General features: G+C 33.8%; 19 protein-coding genes. 12 read left to right on the forward strand and 7 right to left on the reverse strand.

Features of this window, described 5'->3' with window-relative positions:
• Positions 1 to 26: 26 nt before the first annotated feature.
• From ABD940_RS20885 to ABD940_RS20905, 5 genes are all read right to left on the reverse strand, one after another.
• Positions 27 to 1,382, reverse strand: a complete 1,356-nt coding sequence (locus ABD940_RS20885; protein ID WP_345208150.1) for a chloride channel protein — start codon at positions 1,380 to 1,382, stop codon at positions 27 to 29.
• A gap of 42 nt (positions 1,383 to 1,424) precedes the next feature.
• On the reverse strand, positions 1,425 to 2,054 hold the full coding sequence (locus ABD940_RS20890; RefSeq protein ID WP_345208152.1) for a hypothetical protein: 630 nt from the start codon (positions 2,052 to 2,054) through the stop codon (positions 1,425 to 1,427).
• A gap of 116 nt (positions 2,055 to 2,170) precedes the next feature.
• Complete coding sequence (locus tag ABD940_RS20895; RefSeq protein WP_345208154.1) at positions 2,171 to 3,601, reverse strand: serine hydrolase domain-containing protein; 1,431 nt, start codon at positions 3,599 to 3,601, stop codon at positions 2,171 to 2,173.
• A gap of 178 nt (positions 3,602 to 3,779) precedes the next feature.
• Entirely contained in the window at positions 3,780 to 5,090 is a 1,311-nt protein-coding gene (locus ABD940_RS20900; RefSeq protein WP_345208156.1) for a dihydrolipoamide acetyltransferase family protein, read from the reverse strand.
• 63 nt (positions 5,091 to 5,153) lie between these two features.
• Positions 5,154 to 5,981, reverse strand: coding sequence for an SAM hydrolase/SAM-dependent halogenase family protein (locus tag ABD940_RS20905; protein ID WP_345208158.1), 828 nt, complete (start codon positions 5,979 to 5,981; stop codon positions 5,154 to 5,156).
• 134 nt (positions 5,982 to 6,115) lie between these two features.
• Here ABD940_RS20905 and ABD940_RS20910 point away from each other — a divergent pair, with 134 nt between their 5' ends.
• The 5 genes from ABD940_RS20910 (at position 6,116) to ABD940_RS20930 (ending at position 10,141) form a co-directional block, all read left to right on the forward strand.
• On the forward strand, positions 6,116 to 7,075 hold the full coding sequence (locus ABD940_RS20910; protein ID WP_345208160.1) for a PhoH family protein: 960 nt from the start codon (positions 6,116 to 6,118) through the stop codon (positions 7,073 to 7,075).
• Between the two features lie 145 nt (positions 7,076 to 7,220).
• Positions 7,221 to 7,889: a porin family protein gene (locus ABD940_RS20915; protein ID WP_345208162.1), complete on the forward strand. Its 669-nt coding sequence runs from the start codon at positions 7,221 to 7,223 to the stop codon at positions 7,887 to 7,889.
• 125 nt (positions 7,890 to 8,014) lie between these two features.
• The gene (locus ABD940_RS20920; protein WP_345208164.1) at positions 8,015 to 8,530 is read left to right on the forward strand and encodes a hypothetical protein; all 516 of its coding nucleotides are present in this window, start codon (positions 8,015 to 8,017) and stop codon (positions 8,528 to 8,530) included.
• Positions 8,531 to 8,742: 212 nt separating this feature from the next.
• Entirely contained in the window at positions 8,743 to 9,402 is a 660-nt protein-coding gene (locus ABD940_RS20925) for an outer membrane protein (RefSeq protein ID WP_345208166.1), read from the forward strand.
• Between the two features lie 94 nt (positions 9,403 to 9,496).
• Positions 9,497 to 10,141, forward strand: coding sequence for an OmpW family outer membrane protein (locus ABD940_RS20930; protein WP_345208168.1), 645 nt, complete (start codon positions 9,497 to 9,499; stop codon positions 10,139 to 10,141).
• A 77-nt stretch (positions 10,142 to 10,218) separates the two neighbouring features.
• Here the strand turns inward: ABD940_RS20930 and ABD940_RS20935 are convergent, their stop codons facing one another.
• A complete protein-coding gene (locus ABD940_RS20935) occupies positions 10,219 to 10,485 on the reverse strand; it encodes a TM2 domain-containing protein (protein WP_345208170.1) in 267 nt (88 codons plus the stop codon).
• A gap of 34 nt (positions 10,486 to 10,519) precedes the next feature.
• Positions 10,520 to 11,881, reverse strand: a complete 1,362-nt coding sequence (gene ffh / locus ABD940_RS20940) for a signal recognition particle protein (RefSeq protein ID WP_345208172.1) — start codon at positions 11,879 to 11,881, stop codon at positions 10,520 to 10,522.
• Positions 11,882 to 12,078: 197 nt separating this feature from the next.
• Here ffh and ABD940_RS20945 point away from each other — a divergent pair, with 197 nt between their 5' ends.
• The 7 genes from ABD940_RS20945 (at position 12,079) to atpA (ending at position 17,086) form a co-directional block, all read left to right on the forward strand.
• Positions 12,079 to 12,456, forward strand: coding sequence for a hypothetical protein (locus ABD940_RS20945; protein WP_345208174.1), 378 nt, complete (start codon positions 12,079 to 12,081; stop codon positions 12,454 to 12,456).
• Between the two features lie 53 nt (positions 12,457 to 12,509).
• On the forward strand, positions 12,510 to 13,610 hold the full coding sequence (gene atpB, locus ABD940_RS20950) for a F0F1 ATP synthase subunit A (RefSeq protein WP_345208177.1): 1,101 nt from the start codon (positions 12,510 to 12,512) through the stop codon (positions 13,608 to 13,610).
• A gap of 52 nt (positions 13,611 to 13,662) precedes the next feature.
• The gene (atpE, locus tag ABD940_RS20955) at positions 13,663 to 13,857 is read left to right on the forward strand and encodes an ATP synthase F0 subunit C (protein ID WP_002979108.1); all 195 of its coding nucleotides are present in this window, start codon (positions 13,663 to 13,665) and stop codon (positions 13,855 to 13,857) included.
• Between the two features lie 87 nt (positions 13,858 to 13,944).
• On the forward strand, positions 13,945 to 14,442 hold the full coding sequence (locus ABD940_RS20960; RefSeq protein WP_345208179.1) for a F0F1 ATP synthase subunit B: 498 nt from the start codon (positions 13,945 to 13,947) through the stop codon (positions 14,440 to 14,442).
• A 2-nt stretch (positions 14,443 to 14,444) separates the two neighbouring features.
• A complete protein-coding gene (gene atpH, locus ABD940_RS20965) occupies positions 14,445 to 14,984 on the forward strand; it encodes an ATP synthase F1 subunit delta (RefSeq protein ID WP_345208181.1) in 540 nt (179 codons plus the stop codon).
• 11 nt (positions 14,985 to 14,995) lie between these two features.
• On the forward strand, positions 14,996 to 15,475 hold the full coding sequence (locus tag ABD940_RS20970; protein ID WP_345208182.1) for a hypothetical protein: 480 nt from the start codon (positions 14,996 to 14,998) through the stop codon (positions 15,473 to 15,475).
• Positions 15,476 to 15,508: 33 nt separating this feature from the next.
• Positions 15,509 to 17,086, forward strand: coding sequence for a F0F1 ATP synthase subunit alpha (gene atpA, locus ABD940_RS20975; protein WP_345208183.1), 1,578 nt, complete (start codon positions 15,509 to 15,511; stop codon positions 17,084 to 17,086).
• The last annotated feature ends 70 nt before the right edge of the window (positions 17,087 to 17,156 follow it).

The following is a 17,156-nucleotide window of genomic DNA, read 5'->3' on the forward strand; positions in this document are numbered from 1 at the left end:
AACATAAATATTAGAATGATAAAGTATTAATCTTCGTTATTTCTTATTTCAGTGAGAAAATTTACTTTAATTAAATCATACAAAGAATGTCTGCTTACCAGAATAGAAGCTATAGAGGAAATCATTCCGGCTAACATTAAATGGAAAATTAATGAATGTCTGTCGGTCATTTCCAACACAATAATTGCTGATGTAAACGGAGCTCTTGTAATTCCTGTCAAAAAAGCAACCATTCCTGCGAGAATTACAACATTCGTTTCATTGGGAGTCAAATGAATAAAACCCGAAATTACAGAACCAATACTTGCTCCGGCAGTTAAAGCAGGCGCAAAAATTCCTCCAGCTCCACCGGAAGTAAAGGAAAGCGCAGGACCGAACATCCTTAAAATAGGAACGTACCAGTCTTCGTGTTTTTCAGAAGTAAAAAGAACGCGCTCCATAATCTCTTTTCCTGAGCCTAAAATTTCTCGATTAATAAAAAACGCGATGGAAGCAATAATTAAAGCACAGATTACCAAAAAAATCACATTGGCTCTGTCTGTTTTTAATTTTCTTTTTTTCCAGTCGGTCATTTTCAGCATCGTTACAGAAAGCTGACTTGCCAAAATTCCTGCGATTCCTCCAACAAGGATTATTGGAAACATGACCATTAATGAAACGTCATTAGTTTTCGGATAACCTAAGTATAAATAGGAGCCTGCCAAAGTTTGAGCCGTTAAACCGGCAATAATAACCGCTGTAAATAGAGCTGTTTTAAAATAATTGATATGTGTTTTTGAAAGTTCTTCAACAGCAAATACAATTCCGCCAAGAGGAGTGTTGAAGGCTGCTGCAAGTCCGGCTGCAGCGCCCGTCATAATCATGTTTTTCTTTGAAATTTTTGGCCACCATTCAGGAAGATATTCATTCACTTTTCTGAAAACGGAACCTGCGATCTGAATTGTAGGACCTTCTCGACCAACTGCGCCGCCACCAATCACTAAAATTACAGATGAAATAATTTTAAAAACAATGATTTTTAAACTTAATAAACTTCTTATTTTTCTGTGTTCCTTCGGATTGGCAAGTTCTACAGCTGCCATTACCTGAGGAATTCCGCTTCCTTTTGCATTGGGTGCAAATTCTTTCACGAGCCACCAAGATAAAACAAAACCAATCGGCGCAATAATGAAAATCATCCACGAATGCCAGTTCATTATTAAATGTAAAAGACCTTCACCCCAGGCAAATATTTTTGCATACATCACTGCTATGAAACCTGTGATCACCGACCCTATCCAAAAAGGAATCGCCTGAAGAAGGTTGTTCTTCAGTTGCTCGTTTCGGATGTTGTCGAAAGATTTTTTGATACTTCTTCGCAGGAGATTGAAAATTTTCAGCATTTGATAATCTTGGAGCGTAAATTTACATTAAAATTGCGAAATTTATATTTTTTCTAAGAAATTGGAGACTAGCAAGGTATTGTCAACCGAAAGTTCTTTTGGCAAGCCGAAACTTAAAATATTGTTTTTAACTTCCAGCTTAAAATCCTCATCAGAAAATGATTTTATAGTTTCTTTTCTTTTTGAGTTTAAAAAAGTCATGGTTTTGAATTGATCGCTTCCCAAAACATAATAATCTTTAAAATCGCGGTCTTTGAAATTTACATTAAAACTACTGAAAATTCCTGCAATTTTATCTGCCCATTTCTTTTTATTGACGGAAATAAAGCCACAATCTTCATCTAGTTTTTTCAATCCCCAAATTTGTAAAGTTTCGAGTTGAGCAGGTAAGCGACCTCCTTTTATTGTTTTCTCAATTTTATTGACAATAAAAAGATAAAAAGGGTTTTCTTTATTTTTATCCGTTATAAAGTAACAAATCTTGGGTGTAAATAATGAAAATGGATTTTCGCTGTCTGAGCTAAATTGATTATAAATTGAATCTTCAATATTGATGATCGATATGTCATAGATTTCAAAAAGTTGATGATACACTTCAGCAATCAAATTTTCTTCTTCTTTTGAAAAGTCGAAAAGTTTAGTAGAATTTAATTTCCTAAAATCAAGATCCATTTGTGAGAATTGTTTGTCTTAAAGATAGAATTATTACGCAAAATTTGCAAATAAAAATCAATCTCAACTTTCATTGAGATTGATTTTTATTGAACGGCTTAATTTTTATTTAAATCTTAATCTTTTTTCATTAAATCCTGTATTTTGTTGATCATATTCGAAGCGTAGGTATTTTCAGCGTTTAATTCTAAAGATTTTTTATAGTTTTCTAGAGCTAAAGCATAATTTTTAACTGAAAAATATCCTTCACCCAAACTGTCAAAGGCATTTGCTGACTGTGGATTTTCTTTGGTATTTAACGCAAAAACTTTTACAGCTTCATTAATCCTTGAATTTCTCAATAAAATATATCCAATATTATTTAACGTATCTTCAAAATTCCATTTCGGATTTTTTGTTTTAATATTATAATAATTCTTTTCTGCATTAGAATTATCTTTTTTAGAAAATTCGAGAATGATGGATTCTTCGGCTAAAGAATAAGCATCCGTTAAATTTTTATCAATGATTGCCGCAACATGATTAACGATCTGATATTGTGCCGGGAAAAAATTGTATCCACTCGACATCATGACAATGGCCATATTATTTTGCGGGAAAATTCTATATGCGCTCACATTTCCGCCAGAAAAGCCATAAGAAGGAATGTTATTCGCTTTGCTGATTTCCCAACCGTAGGCAAAAACATTTTTTTTGTTTCCATATTCAAACGGTTGCCACATCATGTCTTTCGTTTTTTGATTCAGAAAATCGTTTTTACTTAAATGGCTGCTCCATTTTAAAAAAGCGGGTAGGGTAATTGCCAATCCGTTTCCTGGATATGCCTTTTTTCCTTCGATATCTGTAGACTTTTCGTATTCTTTTGTTTCTGAATTGTAATTATACTTTGTAATACGATTCGGAATTTTTTCAAGAGCATTTGAAGAAAAAACAACTTGATTTTTAGCATCAGAAAATTGACTATTCAAAATGAAATTTTCAAAAGATTGTCCTGTAATTTTTTCAATAATCATCGAAAGAAGCATGTAATTCGTTTGATTATACTGATATTCGTTTCCTGTTGTAAAATCCATTTTTTCTTTACTCAAACGTTCAATGGTTTTAGAACTGGAGTATTCTGGCAAAATATCACTAAATGCAATAAAATTCGGTATTCCTGAAGAATGTGTCAGAAGATTCTTTATTTTTACATTTTGCCAGTCTTTTGGAAGGTTTTCAACGTATTTTGAGATGTTGTCTTCTAAAGATAATTTCCCCTGTTCGATCAGTTGGAAAATACCGACGTTGGTCACTAGTTTTGAAGTAGAATATACCCGGAACATTGAAGTTGGACTTACTTTTTTAAGGTCTTCCAGATTTTCCGCCCCATAATATTGTTCAAAAATTACTTTGCCATCTTTTATAACACCAACAGCTAATCCGGGAATTTGATTCGCTTTAATAGCTTCTTTTAGATAATTGTCAATTAATTTATATTGATTGGTTTGTTGCGAAAAAGCTAGAGTAGAGATATTTAAAGCTAAAGCTGTTAAGAGAATTTGTTTCATATTTTGAGAATATTGGTTCTTGTTTTTAATGTAAGACAGTTGAAAAGCTTATTCTATTACATTGTTTGTTCGCATTATTATAAAATGTTACAGCTTTTTCAAACAAAAAACCTTCGAAAAAATTCGAAGGTTATATTTTAAAATCGGCAAGAATTACTCATTGCCCATTACTTATTGCTTATATTTCTGTGTTCAGATCCCAGTTTTGAAGGTAATCATGAACGTGTTTTAGCATCATTCCACCTAAAGATCCATCTACAACTCTGTGATCGTAAGAGTGAGACATGAACATCAACTGACGGATTGCGATTACATCACCATCTTTAGTTTCTAGAACTGCAGGTTTTTTAACGATAGCTCCGATTGCCATAATTGCAACCTGAGGTTGAGGAATGATCGGTGTTCCCATAAGGTTTCCGAAACTTCCTACATTAGAAATCGTATATGTTGCACCTTGAGTGTCTTCAGGTCTTAATTTTTTGTTTCTTGCTCTGTAAGCTAAATCGTTGATAGCTTTTGCAAGACCGGAGAGTGATAATTGATCTGCATTTTTAATAACAGGAACAATAAGATTTCCGTCTGGTAAAGCAGTTGCCATACCGATATTGATATTTTTCTTCTTGATGATATTATCACCATTGATAGAAACATTGATCATTGGGAAATCTTGAATTGCTTTCACGATAGCTTTTACGAAAATCGGCATGAAAGTTAGTTTTTCACCTTCACGTTTTTCGAACATATCTTTGTTTTTAGCTCTCCATTTTACAACGTTGGTAACGTCTGTTTCGATGAAAGAAGTCACGTGTGGAGCAATTTGTTTTGCTTTCACCATGTTTTCAGCGATGATCTTTCTCATTCTGTCCATCGGAATGATCTCATCACCTGCAGCTACAGAAATAGTAGAAGCGGGAGCTGAAGTCGCAACCGGTTGTGGAGTGGAAGCCACTTGTGCCGGAGCAGTTTGCTGTACAGACTGATTTCCTCTGTTTTTAACGTAAGCTAAAATATCTTCTTTTGTAATTCTTCCTTCTAAACCGCTTCCTTTGATAGATTTAAGTTCAGTTTCAGAAATATTTTCTTGTTGAGCAATTGATTTTACAAGTGGAGAAAGATAAAGATCTCCCGAAAACTCTGCCGAAGCAGCTACTTGTAATGGCTGTTCGATTGTTTTTAAAGTTTCTGCATCCGGAGTTGCAACAGGAGTTTCAGTTTTTACTTCTTCCGAAACTGTATTTCCGCCTTCTCCTTCAATTTCTAAAATAGCAATAGCTTCTCCCACTTTTGCAACCTCGTCTTTTTGTTTCAGAATCTTTACGATTTTCCCCGAAACTGGTGTCGGAACGTCTGAATCTACCTTGTCTGTTGCAATTTCTACTACGGAATCATCTTCTTTTACACTATCACCTTCGTTGAACAACCAAGTGATAATTGTCGCTTCCATAACACCTTCTCCCATGGAAGGAAGCAATAATTTGTACTCTGCCATTTTTATTTTTTAGATTTTGACAAATATATAAAAAAAAACGATTTTTTTATGAAATATTAAATTTTAGAAAAATTCGATGTAAATATTTTCTCCAACATTGAGTCCGAACAAAGATTTTGCTCCGTTTTTTTTGCTGCCTTTATAGATCGTTAACTCCAAAAGCTCGCTGTCATTGAAGATTGCCGCAGACTGCCCATGAAACTCCGTCTCTCTTTCCCAGTCGGAAACCACTTCAGTATGGCTCGAAAATACTTTTGAAAGAGCTAAGTTTCTGAATTTTATGGTGAAATTCTCGTATCCATTGCCTGTACTTTCGAAAAAGTCTTTGCTGATATTTGAGATTATATTTCCGAAATTATCAATGTAAGTTACTTCACCAATAATCATCTTTTCAGACTCATTATAAACAGGTTTAGGGAATAAAAGCTGTTTTGCAGAATCAATTTTTCGCCCGATCACTTCTGGAAGTCCGCCATTCGCCAAATGTACAGCAGCAGGAACAAAAACATCAGTTGAAGTGAAGTTTACAATATCATCAAATCTGTTATTCAAAGTAATTTCATAAATAGCTTCAGGCTTAATATCAAAAAGAATTAAGCTTAAAAGTCCGTTATCGGCAGACAAAAAGTAATGTCCGTCGGCTCTGTATAAAATATTTTTTCTCGATTTATGCTGAAAACTGTCAACGGAAACAATATGAATGGTGCCTTTTGGAAAATGTTTGTAAGCATTTCTTACAATATATGATGTCTGTATAAGATTGAATGCCTGAATATCGTGGGTAATATCAACAATATTAACCTTCTGATTCAGAGAAAGAATGCTGCCCTTTACAGCGGCAACTCTGTAATCCAAATTTCCGAAATCTGAAGTAAGGGTAATGATTGACATTGATTGTTTATAGAATGATAGAAATGCAAATTTATCTAAAATAAAAGGAAAGCCCGAAAAATTATGGAAAAGAATTTGATATAATTTTCAAAAAAAGCTTTAAATTTAAAATCTAAAATTAATAAAAATACTGCATGTTTGAATTAACATATGATTTGGAGGATATCGATGCGAAAATCTTCTATGGAGTTAATAACCAATATTTCAATTTAATAAAATCTACTTTTCCGACCCTCAAAATCACAGGAAGAGATCATTATATCTTTGCGATGGGAAATCAGGAAGCTTTGGATATTTTTAAACAAAAGCTGGATGATATTGTAAAATTTATTACAAAAAACAATTCTATTGACCTGAAAGACGTTGAAAATATTCTGAATATTAAGGACGAAAACGAAAAGCAACTGATTTTTGATCAGGATATTATTGTAAAGGGAGTAAATGGTAAAATAATTAAGGCTAAAACCACCAATCTTAAAAAATTAGTCAAAGAATCTGAGAAAAAAGATATGGTTTTCGCGATCGGACCTGCGGGAACGGGTAAAACGTATACAAGTGTCGCTTTGGCTGCGAGAGCATTAAAAGATAAACAGGTTAAAAGAATTGTATTAACAAGACCTGCGGTGGAAGCAGGGGAGAGTTTAGGATTTTTGCCGGGTGATCTAAAGGAAAAGCTGGATCCGTATTTACAGCCTTTATATGATGCTCTTCGAGATATGATCCCTCATGAAAAGCTGGAAGGTTTTATTGAGAAAAAAGTAATTGAAGTTGCGCCATTGGCTTTTATGAGAGGCAGAACATTGGATGATGCTTTCGTGATTTTGGATGAGGCTCAAAATACAACACATTCTCAGATGAAAATGTTCTTAACAAGAATGGGAATGAATGCTAAGTTTATTATCACCGGAGATCCTACTCAGGTAGATTTGCCGCCAAAACAACAGTCCGGGCTGAAAGAAGCAATGAGGATTTTAAGCGACGTGAAAGAAATAGGATTTGTACATCTTACAGAAGAAGATGTTGTAAGGCATCCTGTGGTTAAAAAAATTATTTTAGCTTATAACGCAGAGGATAAACGACAACGAAATGACTAATTGATTTAAATACAAATAATTATAGTAGCAGAATGGTGAGGATCATTCTGCTTTTTGTTTATATGAATAAAAACTCCCGAGATTTTGATATTTAAAAAAAAGTACTATTTTTGCTCACGATTAATTTAAAAAAACTATTAACAAAATGAAGAAAATTTTACTTCTTGCAGCTGTTGCTGTTATGGGAATGAGCGTTTCAGCTCAGGAATTCAGATTTGGACCGAAGGTTGGTTTTGCAATGTCAACAATGAAGATTGATGAGAATCAAGATGATTTGGGAGCTAGAAAAATGAGCCCGAAATATACTTTCTACGTTGGAGGTATGGCAGAATACAAAATCAATGATAACTTTGGTTTTCAGGCAGAAGTTTTATATTCGCCACTTGGAGCAAAAGAAAAAATTGATGGAATAGATGCAGGAGTTGTTTATGTAGGTGAGCAAACTAAGGTTAATTTAGGAACTCTTTTGGTACCAATTTCAGCGAAATATTTCATTACAGAAGGTTTCTCAGTTGCTGCAGGTGCTAACTTTGGAGTTATTCTTACTGCTAAACAAAAAACTGTAATTGGGTCTGATTTTATTAGTATAGATGTAGAAGACGAAGATGGTTCTGGTGAAGTTGATATTAAAAAAGATATCAAAAAACTGAACATTGCTCCATTCGTAGGTGTAGAATATATGTTGGAAAACGGACTTTTCTTTGATGCAAGATACAGTTTAGGTGTGTCTAATCTTTCTAATGATAACAGCGGTGGTAAAGTTACTAACAGCTTTGCACAAATCGGTGTAGGATTTAAATTCGGAGGAAACTAAAATTTAGTTTTTTGCATAAAAAATTTAAAGCGGTACAAATTTTGTATCGCTTTTTCTTTATATAAAATGATACCACATTTTTATTTTCTGAAAATTTTCAATTCAATATATTTAAACTTATTAAAATGAAAAAACTATTATTATTGGGTGCTTTTGCACTTTTAGGTGGTCTTGCACACGCGCAGGAAGGTTTTAGATTGGGAGCTCATGTTGGTGCTCCGCTGGGTGATGCGTCTGATGCAGCAAGCGTTACACTAGGTATAGATGCAGCTTATATGTGGAATATTACTAAAGGACTTGATATAGGTGCTACTACAGGATATTCTCACTTTTTTGGAAAGGATAATGTTGATGATTTTGGTTTTGTGCCTATCGCAGCTTCCGGAAAATATAGATTTAGTAAAATTCCACTTTTTGTAGGATTGGATTTAGGAGCCGCTATTTCTACTAAAGATTATATCAACAGTGGTCTTTATATTGCACCAAGAGTAGGATATCAGGTGAAAAATATAGAATTATATTTAGGATTCCAGAATATCAGCAGTAAATATAAAAATCATGGGCATGACTATTATTGGTATGGTGATGATAGATTTAATTTCGGGGCAGTGAATTTCGGTGTAAATTTCTTCCTGAAATAAGAATTTTTAAAAATCAAGTATATTTAACTCCAATTGCTAAATTGGAGTTTTTTTATTCAAAAAATTGTGAAAAAGCTAAAAGCCTTTATTTAGTACGTTTTATTCTCGAAAATTGCCAATATTTGATACTGATATTAATCACGTTAACAAATTTTAATATTAAAGGGTACCACTGTAAATTTGCCATCAGAAAGTATTAAAATTTTAAAAAAATGAAAAAAGTATTATTAGCAGGTGCTATTGCACTTTTCGGTTTATCTAATGCTCAGATTGCAAAAGGAACTGCATATTTATCAGGATCTGTTGGTTATTCTCAACAAGAATCTGATAATGGTAACTATAAAAAAGAAAATTTCAACGTATTGCCTACAGTAGGATATTTCGTTGGAACAAACTTAGCAGTAGGTTTAGGAATTGGATACCAAACTGAAAAAGTTACTGAGATCACTAATACAACTGTATTTCCAGGTGCTACAGCAGTATCTACTAGCGAAATTAAGAAGCCAGCTTTCGTTGTTGCTCCTTTCGTAAGAAAATATTGGACTTTAGGTGATAAATTGTATATCTTCGGACAATTGGCTGTGCCAATGCAGTTTGGAAAAACTGAAACTGAAGCAACTACTGTAGTTACTTCAGGTTCTACAACTACTACAAACTCAACTTCTACTGAAGCTAAATACACTCAAATCGGTGTTACTGTAAAACCAGGTTTAGATTATTTCTTGAACAAAAACTGGTCTATCGAAGCTACTATTGGTGAGTTTGGTTACAACAACTATAAGCCAAAAGATGGTGATGCTACAAACAACTACAACTTTGGTTTAAACTTATCTTCTGTAACTTTCGGAGTTAAGTATGTTTTTGCAAAATAATAAACAGAGCATATAAAGCTAGAAAAAGTCCTGAGTTTACTTAGGGCTTTTTGTGCATATAAAAAATAAATTAATTTTAATTAAATAAATAATCATGAAAAAATTATTATTAGCAGGTGCAATCGCACTTTTTGGATTATCTAACGCTCAAATGACTAAAGGAGACTGGGTAATTAGCGGAAACACAGGTTTAGGATTCAATGCTACAAGCTCTAAAGTAAAAGCTAACGGACAATCTGAAGACGGACCTAAAATCAGCAGTTTTTCTGTTACTCCTTCTGTAGGTTATTTCGTAATCAACGGTTTGGCTGTTGGAATTGATTTAGGATTTGATAGCAGAACAACTAAGCAGGATGGAGATAAGGTAACTGTTTCTACATTCTCTGTAATGCCAACTGCAACATATTATTTCAATACAGGAGGTAAATTTTTCCCATTCGTAGGAGCAGGTGTTGGTTATGCATCATCTAAAACAAAATACAGTCTTTCTAGCTCAATCTCTGATCCTGTACTTTTCTCTGGAGATGCTACAACAGATGGTTTAGCTTGGAAAGCTAAAGTTGGTGTTACTTTTATGGCTACTCAGTCTTTAGGTATCAACTTAGGTCTTGGATTTGATCAGTTCTATAATAAAGATACTTATTTTGGAACAGAAGTAAAAACTACAACAAGCAACTTCGGTGCAAACGTAGGTTTCTCTTATTTCATCAAAGCTAAAGCTCAAAAAAGCGATAAATAATTAATTTTATTTAAAGATAAAAAAATCCGACTCAAACTGAGTCGGATTTTATGTTTTAATTTAACAAAAACATTGTCTTAGAACCATTCTTTTTGGTTTTGAACATATGTTCTGTCAAATTCTTCATCTGATTTTGTAAGATAAATAATACCTTCAATTAAACCAATAAGACCTCCAAGACATAATAAGCTTAATAATATCTGAAGAATTCCGGCTTTTGTATAACCTAAATAAAACTTGTGCACACCGAATGCACCAAGTAGAATTGCTAAAATTCCTGCAGTTACTTTTTTCTCAGACTTGTAAGGTTGATTGTAATTCCCTTGTTTTTCATTGATTTCCATAATAATATTTTTTAAATCGTTTTTTTTAGTGTTTTTATTTGCCGAACATTCCGCCCATTCCCGGCATATTTGGCATTTTGCTCATCATCTGCATCATTTGCTTTCCTTGAGGACCCTGCATCATCTTCATCATTTTGCCCATTTGGTCGAATTGCTTCATCAATTGGTTTACATCCTCAATTTTTCTTCCTGCACCTTTAGCAATTCTATTTTTTCTTTGAGTATTGATGATCGAAGGTCTTCTTCTTTCGTCCGGCGTCATTGAATAAATAATAGCTTCGATATGTTTAAAGGCATCATCGCTGATCTCAACATCTTTGATTGCTTTTCCAACTCCCGGAATCATTCCCATCAAATCCTTCATGTTACCCATCTTTTTGATCTGATTGATTTGCTTTAAGAAATCATCAAAACCAAACTCATTTTTAGCAATTTTCTTGTGAAGTTTTTTAGCTTCTTCTTCATCAAATTGTTCCTGAGCTCTTTCTACTAAGGAAACAACGTCTCCCATTCCCAAGATTCTGTCCGCCATTCTTTCAGGGTAGAAAAGATCCAAAGCTTCCATTTTCTCACCTGTAGAAATGAATTTGATTGGTTTTTCAACTACCGAACGAATTGTTAAAGCAGCTCCACCACGAGTATCACCGTCTAATTTCGTTAAAACAACTCCATCAAAATTTAAAGCATCGTTGAATGCTTTTGCCGTATTTACAGCATCCTGACCTGTCATTGAGTCAACAACGAATAAAGTTTCGTTAGGTGTAATCGTAGAATGAACCGTTTTGATTTCCTTCATCATCTGCTCATCAATCGCCAAACGACCTGCTGTATCCACAATCACAACATCGTGACCATTAGATTTAGCAAAATTAATAGCGTTTTGAGAGATGCTTGAAGGATCCATAGAACCTTCCTCTGTGAAAACAGGAACCCCGATCTGTCCGCCTAGAACTTTAAGCTGATCAATCGCAGCGGGACGATAAACGTCACAAGCAACTAAAAGAGGTTTTTTATTTCTTTTTGTTTTTAAATAACTGGCTAATTTTCCTGAGAAAGTAGTCTTACCTGAACCTTGAAGACCTGCAATCAAAATTACAGATGGTTTTCCTGAAAGGTTGATTCCTTCCTGAGAACCTCCCATTAAATCTACTAATTCATCATGAACGATTTTTGTCATCAATTGTCCCGGAGTAAGCGAAGTAAGAACGTTTTCTCCCAAAGCTTTATCCTGAACTCTTTTAGTAAGATCTTTTGCAACTTTATAATTAACATCGGCATCTACCAATGCTCTACGAATCTCTTTTACGGTTTCCGCAACATTGATTTCCGTGATTTTTCCTCTTCCGGAAATATTATGTAACGCTTTGTCTAATTTATCCTGTAAACTATTAAACATATGTATTGTAAATTATAGGTTTGCAAAAATAGTGAATTTTTACTATATCTAAAGACTTCGACACGTAATATTATATATAAGGTATAAATTGTTTGAGATGATAAAAATCAAATCATACAAAAATTCGATAGAAAAAGTCTATTTTTGCGATAAATTAAAATTAGCCTAATAGATGTTAGGTAAAAATAAATTTAGTAATGAAAGTCAATCCAAATATTCTGGTTACGATATTATTTTTTTTAACCTTTATGATTCATTTCTCTCTATGGAAATTTGTTTTTCATTTGGATGAAATTGTTATCGTGAAATTTTATTTATTCCTAAGTGTAATGTTTATGATGATGATTACGCTTGTTATTTTAATAAATAAAACAGTTCCTGAATTTTTAGGTTTGTCTGTAATCGGTTTAATCTTATTAAAATTCGGTTTGATGTATTTAATTAGAAAAAAATTAAACTTTGAAGTCATTCCAGGCTATAAATTTCACTTTATCATACCTTATTTTGTCCTGACAACACTGCTTACTTACTATGCGATTAAGCTAATCAATCATGACAAAAAACAGGAAAATTAATTATTGAAACTAGAAAAATTATTATATTTTTGCACAACGAAAAAAACCTATCAATGTTTAAGAAATTCGCAGTTTTATTCTACAGTATTTTTGTATTAAACTTAGTGTCTGCACAGCACGGTGAAGCTACTGCTGAGGCAGGTTCTGCTACTACAGAACTTTCAGAGAAAGATAAAGTAAGTAAAGAAAACAAAGAGTACATCGATCATCACTTGTTAGATGCACATGATTTTACATTGATGGTGGATAAAGAAGGTCATCACATAGGATTTCCTCTTCCTGTTATTTTTTATGATAATGGTATTCACGCTTTCATGAGTAATAAAGAAGGTTTCATGCACGGAGAAACTACAGAAGTTGACGGAGCTTTCTACAAATTACACCACGAAAAAATTTACAAGACTGATGCAGCTGGAAATTTAGCAGAAGATAAAGAAGGTCATGTTGCTTCTGAAAAAGTTTTAGACTTATCAATTACGAAGAGTGTTCTTATTATCTTGTTAACTTCAATCTTTATGTTTGTATTGTTTACAGGAATGGCTATATCTTATAAAAAATCTCAGGTTCCTACAGGAGCTGCAAGATTCCTAGAGCCATTGATTATTTTTGTAAGAGATGAAGTAGCTATCCCGAACATCGGACATAAATATAAAAGATTTATGGGTTATCTTTTAACTGTATTCTTCTTTATTTTATTCTTAAACGTATTAGGATTAATGCCTTTTGGAATCAATGTTACAGGTAATATTACAATGACGTTCTTCTTGGCTATCCTTACTTATTTAATTACTACATTCTCTGCAAATAAAGATTATTGGAAACACATCTTCTGGATGCCGGGAGTTCCTGTACCAATGAAGTTGATTATGTTGCCAATCGAATTATTAGGAACTATCACTAAGCCTTTCGCATTGATGATCCGTCTTTTTGCAAACATGACTGCAGGACACATCGTAGTAATGAGTTTGATCGGATTGATCTATGTGTTCAAGAACTTTGCAGCAGGTGTTGCATTCCCATTCTTAACATTGGTAATTTATTTATTGGAAGTATTGGTTGCATTCTTACAGGCTTATATCTTTACAATGTTATCAGCTTTGTTCATCGGAATGGCAGTACAGGAGCACGAGCATGAACATCATGCAGCTCACTAATCAGTAGATTTAAAATATTTTAAATAGAAACAAATTTTTAAAATTATATATTATGGAAATCCCTAAAATTGTAGGTGCTGGTATCGTAGTACTAGGTGTAGGTATCGGTCTTGGTAAAATCGGAGCTGCTGCTCTTGAAGCTATCGCTAGACAACCTGAACAATCTGGAAAAATCCAAACAGCTATGCTTATCGCTGCTGCCCTTGTAGAAGGTGTTGCGTTTGCTGCTCTATTCGCAGTAAACTAATTAAAACTAAAACCACTATCCGTAACGGTTGGTTACAGATAGTGGTTATTTAAGAAAAAAAGTAATAATTATTTATACATTTATATAATGGAATTAATTCATCAGTTTTCATCAGGATTATTTATCATTCAGTCTGTTATTTTTCTAGCATTGTTATTTTTGTTAGGTAAATTTGCTTGGAAACCTATTTTAAAGTCTATCAATGACAGAGAAACTTCTATCGTTGACGCTCTTAATCAAGCTACATTAGCAAGAAAAGAAATGGAAACTTTAAAAGAGGATAACGAAAGAATCATTCGTGAAGCTAAAATCGAAAGAGATGCAATCCTTAAAGAAGCCAGAGAAATTAGAGATAAGATCGTAGGTGAAGCTAAGGATGTTGCAAAATCTGAAGGTGACAAATTGATCGAAGCTGCTAAACAAACTATCAACGCTGAGAAGAATGCTGCAATGGCAGATATCAAATCTCAGATCGGTACTTTATCAGTGAACATCGCAGAGTCTATCTTGAAACAAAAATTGGATAACAGCGAAGCTCAAAACGAATTAGTTCAAAATTATTTAAACAAATCAAACCTTAACTAATAATGCTTACATCTAAAGTAGCTAAACGATACGCACAAGGTTTACTTGATTTTACAAATGAATCAGGTCAAACGGCTACTGTATTTTCTGAAATGAAAGATGTAGTAAAGTTGATGGCTGAGTCTCAGGACTTAAACAAATTCTTCCTTACACCTTACATTGATTCTAAAAAGAAAGTAGAGGTAGCAAAAGAGATTTTCAAAAGTTTATCAGTTTCTTCCCAGAATTTGATTACATTGGTTATCAGACACGGTCGTGAAAATCAATTGAAAAATATTGCTCAGGAATTCATCAATAAAGTTGAAGATATGAGTGGAGTACAGAGAGTTACAGTGACTACGGCAACTCAGCTTTCAAAAGAAAATCTTGATCAGATCCTAAGATCTACAAATTTGGTTAATCCAAACTCAAACTTTGATTTAAAGTTAAATGTAAAACCTGAGATTTTAGGTGGATACATTTTAAGAGTTGGAGATCAGCAAGTTGATGCTTCTGTGAAGTCTAAACTTAACCAAGTTAAAAAAGATTTTAGCTTAAATTAATAAACACACGGATGAAAAAAGTTTTATTTGGTTTTGGACTTATTGTTTCTTGTATAACTTTCGGACAAAAAGTTAAGATAAAGAAAGATATCGTTTATGTCGATGGTCAGGAATGGCTTTTGGCAGAGGAAGATACTTTTGATTATTCAATATTTGATAAAAATAAAAATGAAATTATCTTTTTCAAATATATGAAACAAAATATAGGAGATAATATGCTTTTTAATCGTTCTGGTAAACCTAACTATTATTTGGTGAAATTTATTGGGACTGATAAGTCGATCGAAATCAGACAGTTTCCTGAAGATATTCTTAAAATCATTTATAAATCTAATGTTATAAATTCAGATTTTACGTTAAATCAGGATAAGTTAAATGTATTAGTTGAAAAGTATGGAAATGATTTTTCAAAAGACACGGGTTCAACAAATACAATAATAATTCAAGATTCTACTCCTAAAAATGGAGTGAATATTAGTATCGGAAGATAAAAATTATTTTAAAAAAGAAAAAACAACCATACAATGGCAGAAATAAATCCGGCAGAAGTATCTGCGATCTTAAAACAGCAATTGGCCAACTTCGACACTCAATCAAACGTTGAGGAAGTAGGTACAGTTTTAACCATCGGTGATGGTATTGCTCGTGTATACGGGTTAGAAAACGTACAATACGGAGAGTTGGTGAAATTTTCTAGTGATGTAGAAGGTATTGTACTAAACCTTGAAGAAGACAACGTAGGTGTTGCTCTACTTGGTGAAAGTAAATTAGTAAAAGAAGGAGACACAGTAAGAAGAACAAACAGAATCTCTTCTATTAAAGTAGGAGAAGGTATGCTTGGTAGAGTAGTTGATACTCTTGGTAACCCTATCGATGGTAAAGGTCCTATTACTGGGGATTTATACGAAATGCCATTGGAAAGAAAAGCTCCTGGAGTTATCTTCAGACAGCCGGTAACTGAGCCTTTACAAACAGGTATCGTTGCGATTGACTCTATGATCCCTGTAGGAAGAGGACAGAGAGAGCTTATCATCGGTGACAGACAAACAGGTAAAACTACTGTTGCGATTGATACGATCATCAACCAAAAAGAATTCTTTGATGCAGGTAAGCCTGTATATTGTATATATGTTGCTATCGGTCAGAAAGCTTCTACTGTAGCACAAATCGTTAAAACTCTTTCTGATAAAGGAGCTTTAGCATATACCGTAATTGTTGCAGCAAACGCATCAGATCCGGTTCCAATGCAGGTATATTCTGCAATGGCAGGAGCATCTATCGGTGAGTTCTTCAGAGATTCTGGAAGACCTGCATTGATCGTTTATGATGATTTATCTAAACAAGCGGTTGCTTACCGTGAGCTTTCTCTACTATTGAGAAGACCACCGGGACGTGAGGCTTATCCTGGAGACGTTTTCTATCTTCACTCAAGATTATTGGAAAGAGCTGCGAAAGTTATAGCTGATGACCAAATCGCTAGCCAAATGAATGATTTACCTGAGTCTTTAAGACCAATTGTAAAAGGTGGTGGTTCGTTAACAGCACTTCCAATCATCGAAACTCAAGCGGGTGACGTTTCTGCATATATTCCTACAAACGTAATCTCTATTACAGACGGACAGATCTTCTTGGAGTCTGATCTATTCAACTCAGGGGTTCGTCCAGCGATCAACGTTGGTATCTCTGTATCGAGAGTAGGAGGTAATGCTCAGATCAAATCAATGAAAAAAGTTTCTGGTACTCTTAAATTAGACCAGGCTCAGTATAAGGAATTGGAAGCGTTTGCTAAGTTCGGTTCAGACCTTGATGCTTCTACTTTAGCAGTTATCTCTAAAGGTGAAAGAAACGTAGAGTTGTTGAAGCAACCTGTAAATTCTCCACTTCCTGTAGATAGCCAAGTTGCTATGATCTATGCTGGAACTGAGAATTTATTGAGAAACGTTCCGATCAGAAAAGTAAAAGAATTCCAAATAGAATATATCGAGTTCCTAAGATCTAAGCACCCAGATACAATGGCTGCTATCAAAGCTGGAAAAATCGATGATTCAATTACTAGCGTTCTTAAGCAGGCGGCTAACGATTTAGCTTCTAAATATAACTAAAAATTAGTTGATGATTGTTGGTTGATAGTTGACAGAAATATCTAAAACTAGCAACCAACAACCGACAACC

This window comes from Chryseobacterium ginsengisoli (assembly GCF_039542325.1).
Taxonomy (GTDB): domain Bacteria; phylum Bacteroidota; class Bacteroidia; order Flavobacteriales; family Weeksellaceae; genus Chryseobacterium; species Chryseobacterium ginsengisoli.